We start from the raw sequence: 20513 nt of genomic DNA, 5'->3' as shown, positions 1-20513 counted from the left end.
CATTGAAATATATTAGAGACAAATGAAGAGGTGATTATAGTGGAAATTAGTTGGTTATCAATTGTACCAGTTTTATTAACAGTTATTTTGGCTTTTGCAGCAAAGAATGTATTTATTGCACTTTTATCAGGAATTATTGCAGCAGGTATTATTTTAGATGTTAATACAGGAATAGTTTTTACAGGTTTAAATAGTATTTATCAAGTATTTCAAGATGATTGGGCGGCAAAATCCATATTGTTCTGTTTAATGATAGGAGCTTTTGTTTATGTGATTGAAGCCTCAGGTGGGGTTCATGGGATGGTAGAGTATTTGACTGAAAAGAGAAAAGTGGTGAAATCCAAGATTGGAGCACAATTATTGGCTTATTTACTTGGTATTTTCTTATTTATTGATGCGACAAGTTCAATTGTAATTTCAGGAGTTGCTTCAAGGCCTCTATTTGATCGCTTTGATGTATCAAGAGAGAAATTGGCATACATTACAGATTCTACTTCTTCTCCGATTGCATGGCTTATACCATTTAATGCAGCAGGTGCATTTTTAATTGCTATGATTGGAGGACAAGTCTCAGCAGGAATTATTGATGTAGACCCAATGAGTGTGGTAATTTCAGCAATACCATTTCAGCTTTATGGAATCTTATCAATACTATTAGTTGGTGTGGTTATTTTTACTGATAAACATAGAAAGAAAGAAACACAATGGGTAAAGTTGAATACAGGTGAAAGGGAAGTTGAGGACTATTCTTCAGAAGAGATTTTTGAAGGTGATATTACACCAAATGCAAAAAACATGCTTATCCCATTAGCCTTATTAGTAGGGAGTATCTTTGTAATTATGATTATTACAGGGGATGGAAATATATTAAAAGGTGATGGATCTGCAGGAATTTATATTGGTGCAATCATTACCTTGATTGTCACAGGAATTTATTATATTGCTCAAGGAATAACAAAGACAGAAACTTATATGAAATGGGTTATGAAGGGTATGGGTAATTACCTAGGAGTTACAATGATTTTGGTTTTAGCTTTTGCCTTTAGTGATTTAGTCAGCCAATTAGGAACTGGTGAATTTATTGCATCTATCAGTAGTAATGTTAATCCAGCTTTTGTTCCAGTGATGATTTTCATTGTTGGTGCAATGATGTCATTTGCTACAGGAACAAGTGCTGGTACAGTGGCGGTGTTGATACCAATTGCAATTCCAATGGCTGCAGCTCTTGGTGTGAGTATTCCATTGACCCTTGGAGCAATTATCTCAGGAAGTGTATTTGGGGATCATTGTTCTCCAATTTCAGATTCAACAATTTTATCGTCTATGATTGCTGAAGTACATGTAATAGACCATGTTAAAACTCAAATGCCATATGCTTTGACATCGGCAGTGTTAGCAAGTTTAGGATTTTTAGTATTTGGATTTATTATTTAATTATATAAATATATAATTTGTATAAATAAAGAGAGGATGGGTAACTATGAAGAATAAAAATTTAAACTTAGATTTACGTGTAGCTGTAGTAGGAGGAACTGGTCAAGTTGGATACCCATTGACAGAGGAACTTCTAAAACTTGGAGCTGAAGTTGTAGTAGTTTCAAGAAGAAAACATAATAGAAATAAAGATAAATTAGAATATTTAAAATCACATGGAGCAGAATTACAATTCTGTGGTGAGTACGATAATGTTGAAAATTTAACGGAAATATTTGAAGAAATAGATGTGGTTGTTGAAACAACTCAAGTTAGTGTTGATAATGTTAAGAATATTGAGATGAAAATCGTAGAAGCTGCTGAAAAAGCAGGAGTAAAAAGATTTATACCTTGTGAATACGTACTAACAAAATTGGCTGATAATTCACATCCAGATATTCTTTTATCAACAAAATTATATCCAGATTATGTTTATAAAAAACTAGAAGAATTACTTGAAGACAATTCATTTGTTTTGGGTTCATAGATTTTAGAATTAGATTAAAGATAAGCACTATGAATTTCAACTGTGTTCATAGTGCTTTACTATATTTAAGACTTTAGACTTGACTAGGAGGAAATATGAAGGTTTACAAAAGGTCAATAATAATTATAACTTTTATTATGATGATGATTCTAATAGGATGTTCTAATAATACAAAGATTACTATATCTCCTAAACATAAATTAGGTGAAAAAATCACATTTTTTATAACAACTGATATTCATTACTTAGCTGAAAGTTTGAGAGATGATGGTGAAGCATTTCAAAAATTTCTTATTGGTGGAGATGGGAAACAGTTAGATTATATAGATGAAATATTAGAAGCTTTTATGAATGATATTGAACAGAAGGTACCTGAGATTCTGATAATTAGTGGAGACTTAACAAATAACGGAGAAAAAGAAAGTCATATTGAGTTAGCGGAAAAATTAAATAAGATCGAAGAGATGGGAACCACTGTATATGTGACTCCTGGGAATCATGATATATTCAATCCATGGGCATTAGGATTTAAAGATGATCAAAGATATCCTGTGGATACCATAACTGATAAAGATTTTAGTTTGATTTATAATAAGTTTGGATATAATGAAGCTATTTTAAAAGATGAAAATTCATTAAGTTATCTTGCATCCCCTTCAGAGGATATATGGTTGTTAATGCTTGATACAAATATGTATTTAAACAATCAAAAGTATGGTAATCCACAAACAGAGGGGATGATTAAACAGGAAACATTAGAGTGGATACAAGAATGTAGTGTATTAGCAAAAGAAAATGGTGCAGAAATTATTACAGTGATGCATCACAATTTACTGGATCATAGTGAGATTCTGAGCGAAGGATTCACAATTAATAGTAATGAAAAAGTGTTAGAAGTATTTTCAGATTTAGGTTTGAATTTAGCATTAAGTGGACATGTTCATATTCAGGATATATGTTCATATGAAAAAGTCAATAAATCAAATACGTCTCAAGAATTTTATGATATTGCAACAAGCTCACTTTCAGTGTATCCACAGCAATATGGAAAACTTGACTATTCTCCTGAAAGAAATTCATATACCTATAGTACTGAATTTGTTGATGTAGAAGGTTGGTCTAAAGAAAATGGGGTACTTGATGAGAATTTAAATGAATTTGGAAAATATGCTTATACTTTCTTTGGAGATAAAGCCTATGATATGGCTTATAATTTTTTAACAGAAAATAATAATTATGATGACAGAGAGAAACATATGATGGCAGAAACTTTTAAAAAATTGAATATAAAGTATTTTGAAGGTACTGACAATACTACAGAGAAAATTATAAATTCAGAAGGGTTTATGCTATGGCAGGAAGCTTCCCCCAGCTTTTTAAGAAGTTATATCATGAGTATATATAGTGATGACGATATTGATGATAATAATTTTAAACTTCAAAGATAGTAAAGGGTGTACTGTTATTAAAGTGAGGTGAGACATTATGAATAGAGATAGTGCGGTTCAATTTCTAATAGAAGAATTGATTAAGGTAAATAGACTCCTTATTGATATTCCTATAGCTTATAATCATAAAAGAGATTTATTGAGAAGTCTTATGAATATTACTTCTCCAACTGAGTTATCAAAGGAATTCTATAAAATTCAAGATGAACTGCTTACAGCAGAGTTGAATGATAAGAGAATAACTCATGTTGAAGAAATAGATACTCAACTAGGGGAGAAAATTTTACTATGGAAAGGTGATATTACAACATTAGAAATTGATGCAATTGTGAATGCTGCAAATAGTGAGTTATTAGGGTGTTTTATACCAATGCATAACTGTATAGATAATGCTATTCATTCTGCAAGTGGAATGCAGCTTAGAAATGAATGTAATAAAATGATGGAAAAACAAGGCTATGAGGAACCTACAGGTCAAGCAAAAATAACTAAAGGGTATAATCTCCCAGCAAAATACGTTATTCATACTGTTGGTCCAATTATTAAAGGAAAGGTAACAGCTTTTCAAGAGGAACAATTGGCTTCTTGTTATATATCATGCCTTGAAAGAACCAAAAAGATTGAAGAAATAAAGACCATAGCTTTTTGCTGTATCTCAACAGGGGTATTTAATTTTCCTAAAGAAAGGGCAGCAGAAATTGCAGTAGGAACAGTTTTAAATTATTTAAAAAGAAACCCTAACAACATCAATAAAATAGTATTCAATGTATTTACGGAGGAGGATTTCAATGTTTACAAGACTATATTTGAAAAATTTGAAAAAAGTAAAAGAGATCATCGATGAAGCCGATTATGTACTCATTGGAGCAGGTTCAGGATTATCAGCAGCAGGTGGACTGGATTATAGTAATAAAGATGTATTTAAAGAAAACTATTCTCCTTTTATTAAGAAAGGGTATAAGACAATTTGGGATGGTTTAGTGGATAACTGGACAGTTACACAAGAAAATAAAAAAAGTTATTGGGCATATTGGGCGAATCATATAAACAATATATATTACAAAGCAAACTATACTAAACCTTATGAAGATCTTTATGAATTAATTAAGGATAAAAATTATTTCATAGTTACAACCAATTGTGACGGGCAGTTTTATAAAGGTAACTTTGATGAGAAGAAAATATTTGCCCCTCAAGGTAGTTATGGATATTTTCAATGCGAAAAACCTTGTAGTGAGGATGTCTACAACAATGAAGCTATGATTGACAAGATGCTTAGTAGCTTTGATGAAGACAAGCTTATTATTGGTGAAGAAGATGTTCCAATCTGCCCTAGATGTGGTAGATTACTACGTCCAAACCTGAGAGTTGATGATACTTTTGTTGATAAACCACACTTAGCAAATATAGATGATTATTATGAATTTGTAGAGTCTGCTAAAAATCATAAAATAGTTCTATTAGAATTAGGGGTTGGGTTTAATACACCTGGTATAATAAGATTTCCTTTTGAAAAAATGACTAAATATTTAAATGAAACAACATTGGTAAGATTTAATACTACTGAACATGGAGTAAGGAAAGGTATTGAAGATAAAACTATTTTAATTGATCATGATATTAAAGAGTCATTAGAGGCATTAGTAAAAATATAATTGACATGCAACCGTACTTTTTTTAAGAGTACGGTTTTATTTTTCAGCATTTAACTAGGAAAATTGATTCAGGTGTAGAAATTATTAATTTATGGAACTCCGCAACACAGGAAATATTTTTTAAGTATGTATATGGTAAATTTAAATTATCAATTGGGAGGAAGGAGAATAGATGGAGACAATACAAATAATGCAGAAAACTATAGATTACATTGAAGAAAACCTAAAAGCAGAGATTACAGCAGAGGAACTAGCAGAACTTTCAGGATTTTCATTATATCATTTTTATCATTTATTTGGTTCTTATATAGGTATACCGGTACTTGCCTATATAACAAAACGTAGATTAATGCATGCAATATATGAAGCAAGTAGTGGTAAAAAAATAGTATCTGTTTCCTTAGAGTATGGGTTTAATACACATGCAGGATTCTTTAAAGCTTTTAAACGTGAATATGGCTGTTCTCCCAAGAAGTATTTAAAATTAATTTCGGCTAAAAAACCTGAGCCGATAAACTTAAGAGTGGAGGGAAAATTTATGTTAACACAAAGTCAAATAAGACAAATACTATCAAACTGGGATATAGATGTTAAGAGCGAAATTGGTACAATGTATGTTGTAGGTGGGGCTGTAAAATCAGAAACCACATGGAGTATTGATGAAGATTATATCCTTAAAACTGGAAATGACTTTTCAGGGCTGCGTACACACCTTTCTGTTACAAAAGCACTAAGAGCAGAAGGGATGACTGATGGAAGTCCAGTTAAAACAAATAAAAATGAGGATTTTGTAACATTAGATGATAGATATTATATTCTATTCAATCGTATTGAAGGTAAATATTTATTACCAGAAGAAAGATATAATGATAATAGGGTAGAAACTGCTAAAAAATATGGAGAAGCTATTGGAAAGCTTCATAAAGTTCTTTTAAAACAAGAGGATAACATTGAAGTTAATGATTATGATATGTATAAAACGGTTGTGGAATGGGCATTACCTGAAACAAAGAAAATTATGGAACAATGGGGGTGTCCTTTACCAGAAGAATTCTATAACTATTACTTGGAAAATTTCGAGGAGCTTTGTTCAAAGTTACCTAAACAGATAATTCATAGAGATGCTAATCCATCGAATATTTTATTTAGTAATGGAGAGGTAAGTGGATTTGTTGATTTTGAGATAAGTAGGAGATATGTAAGGATTTTTGACCCATGCTATTGTGCCACAGGGATACTTTCAGAAGCTGAGAAGGTTGAAGAAGGGTTTGAAAAGTGGCCAGACATTCTTGATGGAATAATCAAAGGTTATGATAACATCTGCAATTTAACAAAAGAAGAAAAAAAGGCTATTCCATATGTGATTTTCTCAATTCAGATGATATTCATTGCATGGCTTGCTGATAAAGAGAATCAGAAAGATGTAGCTATGATTAATCGAAAAATGCTTCTATGGATATGGGAAAATAAAGATAAATGTTTTTTTGAATAAATTCATTTATTGTAGCTTATCAATTAAAGATACTCTTATTAAGGGTATCTTTTTGTGTTTATTAATGATAAATTAATGTTAAAGAAATGGGGTAAAAGAATATACTTATTAAGGGGTGAATAAAATGAACAGTATTCCAGAAAGAATTAAACTTGCGAATCTACCTACTAGGATACAAAAGTTAGAAAGATTATCTGAAAAACTTGGTGGACCAAACATATTTATTAAAAGAGATGATGAAACAGGCGCGGAAATATCAGGAAATAAGATAAGAAAGTTAGAGTTTACGGTAAAAAAGGCATTAGATGAAGGATGTGATTTCCTTATCACATGTGGCGGGATTCAATCAAATCATGCTAGAGCTACTGCAGCTGTAACGGCTAAACTTGGAATGAAATCATGCTTAGTTCTTAGAGGGAACGGAAAAGAAAATATAGATGGAAATTTATTTTTAAATAAAGTACTAGGAGCTAAAATTAAATTCATAACACCAGAAGCTTATAAAGAAAAAAGAATGGAAATCATGGAGAACATAAAAGAGGAATTAGCAAAAGAAGGGCATAAGGCTTATATAATTCCTGAGGGTGCTTCAGATGGAATAGGAACCTTTGGATATTACAAAGCTATGGAAGAAATTATTGAACAAGAAAGAGAAATGGGAATAAACTTTGATGCTATAGTGGTTTCAGTAGGTTCAGGGGGAACTTATGGAGGTGTATTTCTAGGTAAAAAGATTCTAAATCATAAGAGCAAGATTTATGGTGTTAATGTATGTAATGATGCAGAACATTTTAAGAGAAGAATTGAAGAATTACTTTATGAAAGCTTAAATATTATGAATGAAACTCTTGATTTCACCAAAGATGAGATTAATATTCTTGATGGGTATGTTGGGAGAGGATATGCTTTAAGTAAACCAGAAGAGATTGACTTTATAAGAGAATTAGCTCAATTAGAAGGGATTATACTTGATCCTGTTTACACTGGTAAAGCTATGTATGGGTTGGCGAATGAAATAAAAAAAGGAACATTTAAAGAACATCAAAACATATTATTTATTCATACAGGAGGACTTTTTGGGGTGTTTCCTAAAATAGATTTGTTTTAATACACTTTATAATATGAGTACAAGGAGAGATAAGATGAAGAAAGCAGTTTTTCTTGATAGAGATGGAGTAATAATTGAAGACAGTGGTTATATAGAGAATATTGAGGATGTAAAGTTTTTTCCTTTTACTATGGAAGTATTAAAAAAGTTAAAAGAGCATTATGAACTTTTCATAGTTACAAATCAGTCTGGAATAGGTAGAGGATTAATTACTGAAGAGGGCGTGGAAAGGGTACATGCATATATTCTAGATGAATTAAGAAAGAATGATATTCATATAAAAGAACTATATTGTTGTCCACATATAAATGAGGATAAGTGTATTTGTAAAAAACCTAATCCTTATTTTCTTTTAGAAGCTGAGAAAAAGTATAATATAGATATAAAAAATTCTTTTGTTATTGGAGATCATCCTTCAGATGTTGAGTTTGGATTTAGTGTTGGTGCAACTGGAATATATGTATTAACTGGTCATGGTGAGAAACATTTAAGTGAATTAAAACATAGAGAGTTAATCTTTGATTCTTTAAAAGAAACAGCTGAGTGGATACTTGAGGGAAATAAAACTGAAAACTAGAATGAATCATACGACCTTATTATATAAATAGGGTCTTTTTTTATTGATATTTTAGATAAAGGAAAAAATTCTAAGGAAATAGGTGAAAGGAAGAGTAAAATATTAATTCATAAGGATAAATATATAACAGTAGGGAGTAAAGATTGTAAATTTGAAATTATTTAGGTACGGTTTAAAAATGGTAATAAATAAGAGATGGAAGATGTATATTTTTAATAAAGAATATTATCATTAAGGGTAATAGATAAGAATAATAAAATGGGGGGAAGTTATTTTGGAAACAAGCTTTATTGAAGAGCAAGTAACAATAAACGGAGAGGTAATATTAAAAGGAACATTAACAATACCACAAATAGAAAAGGAACAGTTACCAGCGGTTTTAATTATTAATGGCTCAGGAGCTGCAAATAGAGATGGAAATATAAAAATACCACCAATCAAATTTAATATATATAAGAAACTGTCACATTTTATTACAGAGCTTGGTTTTATTACATTGAGATATGATAAAAGAGGTATTGGAGAAAGTAAAGGTAACGCAAGAACAGCAGGTGTAAGTGATTTAGTTGATGATATTAATAGCAATATAAGATTTTTACAAGACCATCCTAAAGTAAATAAAGATAAGATTATATTACTGGGACATAGTGAAGGGTGTATATTATCAACTATTGCTAATGAGATAACTCCAGTTAGCGGTTTGATACTGCTTTCAGGAGCTGGAACAAATCTTAGAGAACCATTGAAATATCAAAATAGTCAAATTGTAGAGGAAGCAAAAAAATCTAAAGGATTAAAAGGAGTTATTTTTAAACGAGCTTTTGAAGAAAGTAAGAATCAAAAACAACAAGATGATCTCTATAATATAGTAATAAATTCTACTGGTGATACTATAAAATATAAACATAAGAAAATGCCTGCAAAGTGGTTTAGAGAGCACTTTAAATATAGTAGTGAAGAAATACTAGATAAATTAAAAAATGCTCAATGTCCAATTATAGCTATTACAGGAGAGAAGGATGTTCAAGCAAATCCAGAGGATTTAAAATCTATTGAGAATTTGGGAAAAGAAAATATTAAATGTATGACTATTAGAAATATGGATCATATATTAAAAGAGTTTACAGGAAAAAAAACAGCATTAGGTGCAATAAAACAATATAAAAAAGAGATTTCACATCCTATACACCCTCAGTTAAAAGAAGCTCTTGGAGAGTGGTTGACAAAGTTTAAATGATAGTAGGTAATACTGAAATGAATATAATTACCATACTATAGCAGAGAAAATATTTTTTTCTTTGCTTTTTTTGTACGATTTTCAAGAGTAATTGGAAAATAAAGAAATATAAATATGAAGAATGAGGACATACTTTATAGATGCGTTGAAGGATATAAAATGCTTTAGCTTGAATTAATACATGATTGTTACATGAATGTAACAATCATATATTAAAATGCAATGTAAAACGATGGAAGAAAATATATGAAAGTACTAAACTTATAAATATGATAAGAACAAAATAACATATTGATAAGGAGCAGGAAAATGTTAAAAATATTTAAGAAAGTCACATTGGTGTTATTAATATTTAGTTTTATAGGTGCTATTTTTGCTGGGTGTTCTAACAAATATATATCTAAAAGTGGAGATCGTGTGGAAATGTGGGAAAAGGATATTGATTATCTTGCTAAAGAACTTCCTAAAAGACATAAAAATTTATTTTTTAAATTAACAGAGGAAGAATTTAATACTGAGATAGACAAATTAAAGGAATCATTAGAACAGCTAAATGATGATAAAATTAGATTGAATATACAAAAAATAGTTGCTTCTGCAGGAGATGGACATACTACAACCAATATTGGTGCAGATAAAATGTTCCCAATGGAATTATATTGGTTCAATGATGGTTTTTATGTTATAAATACATCACCTGAATACGAAAAAATCATGTATAGCAAGCTTATAGAAGTTAATTCTCAAGATATTAATAGTGTTATAGAAAAACTTTCAAAAGTGATTTCACATGATAATATAGCACACTTAAGATCAAAAATGCCTATTTATATTGAGATTTCAACAATAATGTGTGGGCTGGATATTATAGATAATCCTGATTATGCAAAATTCACTTTTGAAAATAGAAATGGTCAAGAAATAGAGTTAGAAATGAAATCTACAGGTGGAGAGTATGTGCTAGATAATATTTTAGGAAAAGGTAAAGTGGGAGAAATTCCATTATATATGAAAAATAGTGACAAGTTCTATTGGTATGAATATTTTGAGGATGATAAGATGATTTATTTTAAATATAATTTATGTAGACAAATGAAAGAAAAATCATTTAAAAAATTCTCAAAAGAACTTATGGAAGCTATAAATAATAAGGACGTAGAAAAACTTGTAATAGATATTAGAAATAACGGTGGTGGAAGTTCACCAATATTAAATAATTTTATAGATGAGTTATCAAACTGTAAATTAAACCAAAAAGGTAAACTTTATGTTATTGTAGGCAAAAAAACTTTTTCGTCTGCAATATTAAATGCAATAAGTTTAAAACAAAAAACAGAAGCGATTTTCATTGGTGAGCCTACAGGAGGGAAGCCAAATCATTATGGTGAAGTGAAAAGTTTTAAATTACCCAATAATAAAGTTAGAGTAAAGTACTCTACTAAATATTTCACAAATTATGATGAGGATATTGATTCATTTATACCAGATAAAATAATTGAATTAACTATAGATGATTATATTAATAACAATGATCCGATACTAGATTATATTAGAAAACAAGCTCAAGAATAGTATTATAAAAACAGCGATTCGGTCGCTGTTTTTTATTTTTGCACACATTATTTGGAAAATAATGTTGCCACAAAATTGTGAGTGATATATAATAAAATTAACAATGTTAATAAAATTAACATTGTTAACAGAATGGGATATAAAGTTAGTTAAAATGATTATAAAGAGATAAAGAGATAAAGAGATAAAGAGATAAAGAGATAAAGAGAGAGACTAATATCTAAATGAAATGGAGACTGCAAATGGATAAAAAAGAAATACAAAAACAAAGAATGATGAAATACTTTATAGAGGCAGCAAAAGAAATTATCAAGGAAGAAGGAGTAAAGGGGGTTTCAGCTAGAAAAGTAGGGGAAAAGGCTGGTTATTCTTACGCAACTATATACAACTATTTTAACGATTTAAACACCTTACTTGCGTATTGTGTTTTTGACTTCTTTGAGGATTGCCATAAATATATGATGAGTTGTAAAAAACAAGGAGAAAATCCTAGAGAGCAGGTTATAACTCAAGGTTGTGCTTACTTTAAGTATTTTGCTGAAAATCCTGATATGTTTCAGTTAATATTTTTAGAAGATCTAGGGAATGCTCCAGAAAAATTTATGAAAAATATTAAACGTCCATCAGTAAGGGGACTTCTTAGGGAAAACTTAATAGAGTGTGCAAAAGAGGGCTACATACCAGAAGAAAACATAGAAATATTAAAAGATTTAATTCCATCATTATTATGTGGAAAGCTCTTATTTTTCTTAAGAAGGAGAAACACAGAAAAATTAGAGGATCTGATTATTATAGTTAAAAATGAAATAGAATTTCTTTTATCTAAGTAAGGGGGGAAAATAATGAAAACAGTAATAGTATACAAATCAAAAACAGGATTTGCTAAGAAATATGCAGAGTGGATTTCTGAGGAATTGTCTGCTGATATTTTTGAGGCTTCAGATGTTAATATTAATATGCTAACAGTATATGATACGGTAATTTATGGTGGGGGGTTATATGCCATTGGTATCAACGGTGTAAAGTTAATCACACAAAACATTGAAAAACTTAAAGATAAAAAGGTAGTTGTTTTCGCAACTGGGGCATCGACATCAAGAGGAGAGGTAATACAAGAAGTTAAAAATAAGAACTTCACTACAGAACAACAAAAATATATGATGTTTTTTTATTTACGGGGAGGGTTTAACTATAGTAAATTGAAGCCTTTTGATAAAGTTCTTATGACGCTACTAAAATGGAAAATAAAGAATAAAAAGAAAAAGGGAAAAGAATTAACACCTGATGAAAAAGGTATGATTGCTGCATACGATAATCCAGTGGATTTTACAAGAAAGAAGAATATAAATAAATTAATCGATTATGTTTATTCATAATGATTATGTTTATTCATAATATTTATGGGAGGGGTTACATTGAAAACATTAATAGTTTATGCTACCAAGTATGGTTGTACAGAAAAATGTGTTAAAATTCTATCTGAAAAGATTAATGGAAAAGTGGATTTATATGATTTGAAAGGAAAAAGTGAATTAAATATCACGCAATATGAAAGGATTATTATTGGCGGTTCAATTTACATTGGTAAAATTCGAAAGGAAGTTAGCGAGTTCTGCTTAGAAAACTTGAATGTATTAAAAGATAAAAAAGTAGGATTATTTATATGCTGCATGGGTGAAGGAGATGCTGTAGAAAAGCAGTTAAAAGAATCTTTCCCACAGGACTTAATAGAAAATACTGTTGTCATAGAATCTTTTGGGGGAGAGTTTATATTTAAAAAGATGAATTTCTTAGAAAGGTTAATAGTTAAGAAAGTATCTAAGATAGACAAAGATGTGTCCAATATTTTAGAAGAGAGAATTGATAATTTTGCTCAGTTAATAAATAGAGCTTAGAGTATTGTTAGTAAGATAAAAAGGTAAAGCTCCAAAATTAGTAGTTTCCTATGGAGCTTTTTTCTATATAATGAGTTATTATCTAAGAGACTATTAATATTCCCTAGGAAATAATGCTACTTCACATGTACTCTTTTCATTACAAGATCACCCTGAATACACTCTATGTTATTTGCTACGGATTTACATTTAGCTTTTAATAAGAAGAACATTTCTTTGTTTTGCACATCACTAAGAGTTTCATAGTTAGCTTGTCCTTTTGATATTATTAAATCTGCTTCTTCAAACTCATTTTTAAATTCATCAGAACATAAATCAAAAATAGTTCCTTGAGCATCAGAACCATTGTCTATAACTCTAACTAAATCTATCATTCCTACAGAGACTGCATCATCCATTGTGGCATCATTTACAACTGGTTCGCCCTTAACTACATAAGTAATCTTTTCTTTAGGAAGTTCATTGATTAAGAATTTATCAAATACAATTTCTCCTGAATTATCAGCTAGGTATAAGATTTTATTTGCTTTATTTGCAGCATCTAAAAGTTCATCAGCGGTACTTCCATGAATATTTGCTTTAAAACATTTTTCTATTGTCTCTCTAACCTGTTCTTCTTCTACTAATATGGATACACTAAAATCAATAATGTTACCTGCCATTGCAAGTCTGCAGGCGGTATCCAGTGGAAAATCACTACTTTTAACCAATTCAGAGAGCTTTAAATCTTCACAAATTTGAAAAGCTACATCATTATATTTTGCTTTTAATTCTTTGTATGGATCTGGATTATTTGAAATTTCTTTAATATATTTATGTATTATGCTACCTAAATAAGGAGCTGTTTCAGAAAAGTCTAATTTGCCAACTTCTTGTAATGTATGTTTAATAATTTTTTGTTGTAATTCTATATCCTCTGTGACCATTCTTGCAGCTTCTGTTGATTGTCTTACTAAACAAGTTAAACATTCATAAGTTACTTTCATATTTTTTCCTCCATCAAGATATTTTTATATTATGTTAGAATAACAGTATTTTACTTGTTTTTAGTTCTTTTTTATTATAATTGAGAAAGGAGAATTTTAATAACGAATTTATTTAATTGGGATGATTTGAAATTTCGATATAGGAAACTCAAAATATGGTTCTTTTTCTTGTGTGGCTTCAAACCATTTCATGCCTTTATACTCAAAGCCTAATTTTTCTAATACTTTTCTTGATGAAATATTATTTGGATGTATAGAAGCTATGATTTTATTTGGTTTAAGATTATTACTAGCATAGTTAATACATGCTTTCCCGGCCTCTGTTGCGTAACCTCTTCCCCAATATTTTTGCGCAAAATGATATATAAGTTCAATTTCATGATCTTTTTTTGTGGGATTAAAACCACATGCACCTATGATTTCGCAATTCTCTTTTAATATTACTATATATGGTGAGAACCCTTTTTCATTTTGGAGATTTATATAAAAATCAATGGCGCGTAGCTCACGTTCTCTAGTACCTGCACCACCACAGTATTTCATAACTTCTTCATTTCCCCAAAAGTCCATTACAGAATCTAAATCATCCCTAGTTAATGTTCTTAATAGTAACCTATCTGTTTCAATTTTTACCATTACAAATCCCTCCTATGAAATTGATTTTAAAGTACTTGTAACAAAGTATAATAATGTTTATTAAAAACTTGCGAATTGTTCACTAAATATATCCTTGAATTAATCCTCCTTGTATATTGAAGTTGCTCAAAATTTTATTGTTTTCTTATTTAAGTATATAGAATATTTATAGTTGTTTCAAATATTTGGATTTAATATACATCAATTCTTATGTATAAATTGTTACAGTTAATTCTACTTGTACTTTTAAAGTGTAATTCTAGTTAGTAAACTAATGTCATATAAAAGTCAACTGCCTTCTAGAACCCACTAACAGTAAGGGTTTGTAACATATCAAAAAATATCAAGAAGAGTAAATTGTTACATGATATACTATATTTAAAGGTTGGTGATGGAATATGTCTGATTATTATAAGAAGTTACAGAAGTCATTAGATTATATTGAGGAACATATAAAAGAAGATATTTCACTGGAGGATTTATCAGCATTATGTTACTACTCAACGCATCATTATCATAGGGTATTTCAATCGGTTATAGGAATACCTGTTACAGATTATATACGAAAGAGAAAATTATCTGTAGCAGCGAAGGAAATTATTGAAACGGATAAGAAAATAATTGATATTGCAATGGATTATGGATTTAACTCACATGAAACATTCTCAAGGGCATTTAAGAGAATATTTGATATTACACCTAATGCTTATAGGAAGTTAAATGCTCATGCCATTCCTACAGATTTCTGGAAAGTTACCTTTGAGAATAGTGACTTACAGAAACGATATATGCAAGCAGTGGAGACACTATGTGAAAGATTAAAAAAGGATGCTAATGTTGTTGCAGTATTGGTAATGGGAAGTCTTTCATATGACCAGGTGTGGGAGAAATCTGATATAGATATGGAGATTATAGTTAATGATGATAGTAAGCCAAAGAAATCTGTTTGCTTGACAGAAGATGATATTTGGATAAATGCAAACATACAAACAAGAAGTCAATTTAGACAAGGTGTAGCAAAAACTAATAAGGGATCTTTTGGGCATTCATACTTTTCATTAGGGACAATGATATATTGCAAGGATGAGTCAGTAAGAGAGCTGTTTGAGAGTTTTAGTGATGAGAAGGAAATAGGTGAGAGAGATAAAGCCTATGAATTGATTGGGAAAACTTCTTTTGCATTAGGAACTTTGTATAAAGCTGAAAAGTGGTTGAAGGTTAAAAGTGATCCAAGGTACTCCTATATATGGATAGTAAATACATTAAAAATTATCGCGGGGATAGAGGTGTTGATGAACAACAATATTCCTTCGAGAGAGGTTATACAACAGGCATTAAAATATAATAATCCAATTATTGAAAAATTATATGTGGGATTAATGGATGAGAGAAAAAATAGTATTAACATATCTAAAGCGATTGATATGATTTATGAATACCTAAGAGAACACATGGATATCATTTGTAAGCCTATTTTAGAGTACTTTGAAAAGTCGAGTGAGATGAAGTCCCTCTCAAAGATTACACAAGATTTTAATAACAGGTTACGTTCATATGATATCTGTGAAGTATGTGAATGGCTTTGTGAGGAAGGTATTCTCGTAAAAGACATTTCAGAAACTTACGTAACTAATAAAAGCAGTGGTGGTGTATATGAACCAGCATATTTTAAGATTGATGCAGATATGGAGATAATTATTTAAGATATATAGCTATAACAATTAACAAGGGGGTATTAAATGTTAGGTAAAAAGAATATTGAGATAAAGGGTGCAAGACAGAATAATCTTAAGAATATTGATGTAAATATTCCAAGAGATAAGATTACAGTTATAACAGGTGTAAGTGGATCTGGGAAGTCATCACTTGCTTTTGATATTGTTTATGGAGAGGGTCAACGGAGATTTCTTGACTCATTACCTACCTTTTCAAGAAGTAGAATATCACAACTAAAGAAACCTGAGGTGGATTTTGTTTTCGGATTATCTCCAGTAATAGCTATAGAACAGAAAAGAGGGCTTGTTAATCCCAGATCAACAGTTGGAACAATGACAGATATTTATGATTATATGAGATTATTATATTCAACATCAGGAACGGCTAAGTGTCCATATTGTGGGGAGAAATTTGATGTTAAGACATCAGGACAAATAGTTGAATCAGTATTATCCTTGCCGCAGGGGACAAAGATTGAATTTTTAACACCAGCATATAAGTTGTATGGAGAAGAATATGCATATCTTTTTAATGAGATAAGGCAAAAGGGATATAACAACCTGATTATTGATGGAAATAGGGTTGATATTAGTGAAGAAATAGAGATAGATGAGTATTGTGATCATGATATTAAAATAGTAATAGATAGATTTGAGATAAAGAATAATATAGAAAAAAACTTAACCAACTCCTTAGAAACTGCACTAGAAGTGATTGGAGAACATGTTCTTATTGCTGAATTCATTTCTGAGGATGTATCACAAGAGGTAAAAGAAAAATTCTATAGTAGTTTTGGTTGCCCTGAGCATCATGTAACTATGGCAAACATTGAATCACAGTACTTTGCATTTAATAATGTGGGAAGCGCCTGCAGAACCTGTGGAGGAATAGGAACCACAAAAAAAGCAGATCCAAGGTTAATGATAGCTAAGCATGATAAGAGTATTAACCAAGGAGCTTTTGACCAAGGTGTGTATAACTGTAGAGGCGAAGTTTCAGGTAAGCATATACTCATGTATAATCTTTCAGTACATTATAATTTCAGTCTTGATACTCCGTTTAAGGAACTATCAGAGGAGGCAAAGGATATATTGTTTTATGGTACTAAAGGTGAAAAGATAACCATAGAGTCACCTCCTAATTTTAATAAAAGAAACTATCTTATTGGTAGAACAATTCAATTTAGCGGTTATGTAAATCGTACAGAGCATTGGTACAGGGAAGTAACTAGAGAAGATAAAGTAAATGAGGCTAATCTTGAATGGTTTAAGAAGAAGATGGTTGAGCATACATGTCCAGATTGTGGTGGCAAGAAATTAAAAAGGCAAAGGTTTGATATACTAATTGGAGATAAGGATATACATGAAGTATGCTGGATGCAGTTGACAGAATTATATGACTTTATTGAAGGTCTTACATTTCCAGAGGATAAAAAGTATATAGCAGAACCAATAGTGAAAGAGATAAAGAAGAGGGTATCATTACTCGTAGAAATCGGGCTTGATTATCTTTCACTTGGTAGGAGAGCAGATACAATATCAGGGGGAGAAGCTCAAAGAATAAGATTAGCATCTCAGATCAGTTCAGGGTTAATGGGAATGATCTATATACTTGACGAGCCGAGTATAGGGCTTCATGCAAGAGATAGTAAAAAGGTAATAAATATCTTGAATCATCTTAGAGAACTGGGGAATACAGTTATAGTGGTTGAACATGATATGGAAACAATAGAGAATGCGGATAATATCATTGAGATTGGTCCAGGACCTGGAATACACGGTGGAGAGATTGTAGAAACAGGAACAATCTCTCATATCAAGAAGTCGAAACGTTCATTAACTGGAAGATATCTTTGTGGAAAAGAGCTAATAGAAGTTCCTAAGGAAAGACGTAAGCATAATGGGAATAATCTCACAATCTTAGGAGCAAGAGAGAACAATCTAAAAGATCTTGATATTAATATTCCATTAGGAGTTCTTGTATGTGTTTCAGGGGTTTCAGGTTCAGGTAAAAGTACACTTGTAAACGAGATTATATATAAGAAACTTAGAAGTATAGGAGATCCTAGGATTATACCAGGAGAGCATAGGGATTTAGAAGGTCATGAACATATAAATAACATTATAAATATTAATCAATCGCCTATAGGAAAGAATAGCAGATCAAATCCAGCAACATATATAGGGTTATTTGATAGCATAAGAAGGTTGTTCATGAATACACATGAAGCTAAAGATAAGGGATATACTATTTCTAACTTTAGTTTTAATAGTAAGAATAGTGGAAGATGTGAACATTGTAAGGGCGAGGGAAAGATAGTAACAAAGCTACAATTTATGCCTGATGTTGAGATAGTATGTCCGATATGTAAAGGACAACGATATAAAAAAGAAATTCTGGATATAAAATATAAGGGGAAAAACATATATGAAATACTTGATATGAGTATTGAGGAAGCAGCTGAATTCTTTAAAGAGAAAAAGAATATACATCACAAAATAGATATTCTAAATCAATTAGGATTAGGATATGTTAAATTAGGTCAATCATCAACAACATTATCAGGAGGGGAAGCACAGAGAATCAAACTTGCAGCTGAATTAGGGAAGATAAAGAGCGGCACAAATAATCTATATATATTAGATGAGCCTACCACAGGACTGCATATTTCAGATATAAAGAAGTTATTAAAGTGCTTAAACTTGTTTGTTGAGAAGGGGCATTCACTCCTAGTTATAGAACATAATTTAGAAGTGCTTAAAACAGCAGATCACATCATAGACCTTGGACCAGAAGGTGGGAAAAATGGTGGATATGTTGTAGCACAAGGGACACCAGAAGAAGTTAAAGAAGTGAAGGAATCTGTTACTGGGGAATTTTTGAAGAAAGTTTTGTGAGACAAAAACTATTTATATAATGTGAGGTAAGTATATGGAAAAAGAATTGAAAATTCGCAAAGCATCTGTCGATGATGTTAATTTGATAGTAGACATCAAAACAAAGGCTTATCGGGATGAAAAGGAACGTTTTAAGCCCGAAGATACAAAAATTCCTAAATGGTTTTATGATGAATGGTATATCGATATGCCCGAAAATATTCGATTAATAAATGAATATTATGTATATATATTAACAGTTAATGAGGAGGTTATAGGAACCTTTTGGACTCATGATGTTGATGCAGATACCATTGAGCTTGAAGACTTTTGTATACTACCGGAATATCAAGGTTTGGGTTACGGATATAAAACATTATCTATGATGGAAGGAATGTTTACTGAAAAGAAAAGGTGGATCTTGGGAACACCTTTTTATAGCTTAAAAAATCATTATTTATATCAAAAGGCAGGATATAAAAAAGTTGGAACAGCATCTAATGAAACAGTTATCTTATACGAGAAGCTTATCGTATAGTGTGAGTGTAATATGAAGTGGAGTTAATTGGGAAATTTCTTATTTTATGAACTAAAGCTATTCCTTACGTTTAGGGAATAGCTATATTATTAGTTTTATCACGAATTTATAGTTATATCGGTGCTATTACATCTTTAAAATCAACTACCCTAATTTACAATAAGCGGATAATGATTGTGTTATTAGATTTAGCATTTATATGAAAAGATGGGGTATGAGAAAATCGCTGAAGTTGAAGAGGGGTTTTTATTTTTGTATGAGAAAATTATTGGTTAAAAATGATAAGTGAATAGGGAGTGGACAAGAGTGAAAATAACAGATAATATTTCAATGGATTTAGAGGCTTATTTAAATGATAAGAAAGTGTTAGAGATTGCTTGTGGTGATTCAGAATTTAGCTTAAGTGCTTCAAAATATGCAAAACAAATTTTAGCAACTGATATATCATTAGAGAGGTTTAAAAGAAAAAATCTCAAAGAAATCCCACAAAATATCGAATTTAAAGAAATGGATGCAACTGATTTGATTTTGGACAACGGTACTTTTGATATATCTATTTGCTATAATGCTTTGGGCCATTTAGAAAGTGTATTGAATTCTGTTTTAATGGAAATGAGTAGAGTTACAAAAGAAAATGGATATTTATTATTTATAGTATCATGGAAGATGGATAAAAGGATTCTTTTAGATCTTAAAGAAATGATTAATGAATATGCACATTTAAAGATAAATGGTTATATGGGAAAAAATAGATATAAGGTATTGATAATTAAAAATATAAAAGTTTAAAAAAGATACTACTAAATTTTAAAGTGGT

19 protein-coding genes are annotated in these 20513 nt (G+C 30.4%); 17 read left to right on the top strand and 2 right to left on the bottom strand.

What is annotated here, in order from left to right:
- The first annotated feature begins 39 nt into the window (after positions 1–39).
- The 13 genes from KDK92_RS06530 (at position 40) to KDK92_RS06470 (ending at position 12944) form a co-directional block, all read left to right on the top strand.
- Positions 40–1434, top strand: coding sequence for a Na+/H+ antiporter NhaC family protein (locus KDK92_RS06530; protein WP_250858389.1), 1395 nt, complete (start codon positions 40–42; stop codon positions 1432–1434).
- 46 nt (positions 1435–1480) lie between these two features.
- A complete protein-coding gene (locus KDK92_RS06525) occupies positions 1481–1960 on the top strand; it encodes an NmrA family NAD(P)-binding protein (protein WP_250858388.1) in 480 nt (159 codons plus the stop codon).
- Positions 1961–2055: 95 nt separating this feature from the next.
- Positions 2056–3408, top strand: a complete 1353-nt coding sequence (locus tag KDK92_RS06520; RefSeq protein WP_250858387.1) for a metallophosphoesterase — start codon at positions 2056–2058, stop codon at positions 3406–3408.
- A 37-nt stretch (positions 3409–3445) separates the two neighbouring features.
- Positions 3446–4252, top strand: coding sequence for a protein-ADP-ribose hydrolase (locus KDK92_RS06515; protein ID WP_250858386.1), 807 nt, complete (start codon positions 3446–3448; stop codon positions 4250–4252).
- Positions 4197–5063: an SIR2 family NAD-dependent protein deacylase gene (locus KDK92_RS06510; protein ID WP_250858385.1), complete on the top strand. Its 867-nt coding sequence runs from the start codon at positions 4197–4199 to the stop codon at positions 5061–5063. The genes KDK92_RS06515 and KDK92_RS06510 overlap by 56 nt, the downstream gene beginning before the upstream one ends.
- Positions 5064–5235: 172 nt before the next feature.
- A complete protein-coding gene (locus KDK92_RS06505; RefSeq protein WP_250858384.1) occupies positions 5236–6555 on the top strand; it encodes a helix-turn-helix domain-containing protein in 1320 nt (439 codons plus the stop codon).
- 124 nt (positions 6556–6679) lie between these two features.
- Positions 6680–7663 (top strand): D-cysteine desulfhydrase family protein, encoded by a 984-nt coding sequence (locus KDK92_RS06500; protein ID WP_250858383.1) that lies wholly within the window; start codon positions 6680–6682, stop codon positions 7661–7663.
- A 34-nt stretch (positions 7664–7697) separates the two neighbouring features.
- Positions 7698–8240: a D-glycero-alpha-D-manno-heptose-1,7-bisphosphate 7-phosphatase gene (locus KDK92_RS06495; protein ID WP_250858382.1), complete on the top strand. Its 543-nt coding sequence runs from the start codon at positions 7698–7700 to the stop codon at positions 8238–8240.
- A gap of 274 nt (positions 8241–8514) precedes the next feature.
- Complete coding sequence (locus tag KDK92_RS06490; RefSeq protein ID WP_250858381.1) at positions 8515–9477, top strand: alpha/beta hydrolase; 963 nt, start codon at positions 8515–8517, stop codon at positions 9475–9477.
- A gap of 309 nt (positions 9478–9786) precedes the next feature.
- Positions 9787–11049 carry a S41 family peptidase gene (locus KDK92_RS06485; RefSeq protein ID WP_250858380.1) on the top strand — a complete coding sequence of 421 codons (1263 nt, stop codon included), beginning with the start codon at positions 9787–9789 and terminating at the stop codon, positions 11047–11049.
- A gap of 242 nt (positions 11050–11291) precedes the next feature.
- On the top strand, positions 11292–11879 hold the full coding sequence (locus tag KDK92_RS06480) for a TetR/AcrR family transcriptional regulator (RefSeq protein ID WP_250858379.1): 588 nt from the start codon (positions 11292–11294) through the stop codon (positions 11877–11879).
- Between the two features lie 12 nt (positions 11880–11891).
- A complete protein-coding gene (locus KDK92_RS06475; protein WP_250858378.1) occupies positions 11892–12425 on the top strand; it encodes a flavodoxin domain-containing protein in 534 nt (177 codons plus the stop codon).
- Between the two features lie 39 nt (positions 12426–12464).
- Positions 12465–12944: a flavodoxin domain-containing protein gene (locus tag KDK92_RS06470; RefSeq protein WP_250858377.1), complete on the top strand. Its 480-nt coding sequence runs from the start codon at positions 12465–12467 to the stop codon at positions 12942–12944.
- A gap of 116 nt (positions 12945–13060) precedes the next feature.
- On the opposite strand, the gene KDK92_RS06465 is transcribed toward KDK92_RS06470, so the two are convergent.
- Both KDK92_RS06465 and KDK92_RS06460 read right to left on the bottom strand, forming a co-directional pair.
- Complete coding sequence (locus KDK92_RS06465) at positions 13061–13930, bottom strand: damage-control phosphatase ARMT1 family protein (protein WP_250858376.1); 870 nt, start codon at positions 13928–13930, stop codon at positions 13061–13063.
- Positions 13931–14038: 108 nt separating this feature from the next.
- A complete protein-coding gene (locus KDK92_RS06460) occupies positions 14039–14566 on the bottom strand; it encodes a GNAT family N-acetyltransferase (RefSeq protein ID WP_250858375.1) in 528 nt (175 codons plus the stop codon).
- A gap of 398 nt (positions 14567–14964) precedes the next feature.
- On the opposite strand from KDK92_RS06460, the gene KDK92_RS06455 reads away from it, so the two are divergent.
- The 4 genes from KDK92_RS06455 to KDK92_RS06440 all read left to right on the top strand — a co-directional run bounded on the left by KDK92_RS06455 (position 14965) and on the right by KDK92_RS06440 (position 20485).
- On the top strand, positions 14965–16269 hold the full coding sequence (locus KDK92_RS06455; RefSeq protein WP_250858374.1) for a helix-turn-helix transcriptional regulator: 1305 nt from the start codon (positions 14965–14967) through the stop codon (positions 16267–16269).
- A gap of 36 nt (positions 16270–16305) precedes the next feature.
- The gene (gene uvrA / locus KDK92_RS06450) at positions 16306–19179 is read left to right on the top strand and encodes an excinuclease ABC subunit UvrA (protein WP_250858373.1); all 2874 of its coding nucleotides are present in this window, start codon (positions 16306–16308) and stop codon (positions 19177–19179) included.
- Positions 19180–19213: 34 nt separating this feature from the next.
- On the top strand, positions 19214–19696 hold the full coding sequence (locus tag KDK92_RS06445; protein ID WP_250858372.1) for a GNAT family N-acetyltransferase: 483 nt from the start codon (positions 19214–19216) through the stop codon (positions 19694–19696).
- Positions 19697–20002: 306 nt separating this feature from the next.
- A complete protein-coding gene (locus KDK92_RS06440; protein ID WP_250858371.1) occupies positions 20003–20485 on the top strand; it encodes a class I SAM-dependent methyltransferase in 483 nt (160 codons plus the stop codon).
- Positions 20486–20513 lie beyond the last annotated feature (28 nt).

The organism is Oceanirhabdus seepicola (assembly GCF_023684385.1).
GTDB lineage: Bacteria > Bacillota > Clostridia > Clostridiales > Clostridiaceae > Oceanirhabdus > Oceanirhabdus seepicola.
The sequence above is the reverse complement of the archived record's forward strand: the minus strand, read 5'-3'. Positions and strand labels throughout refer to the sequence as shown.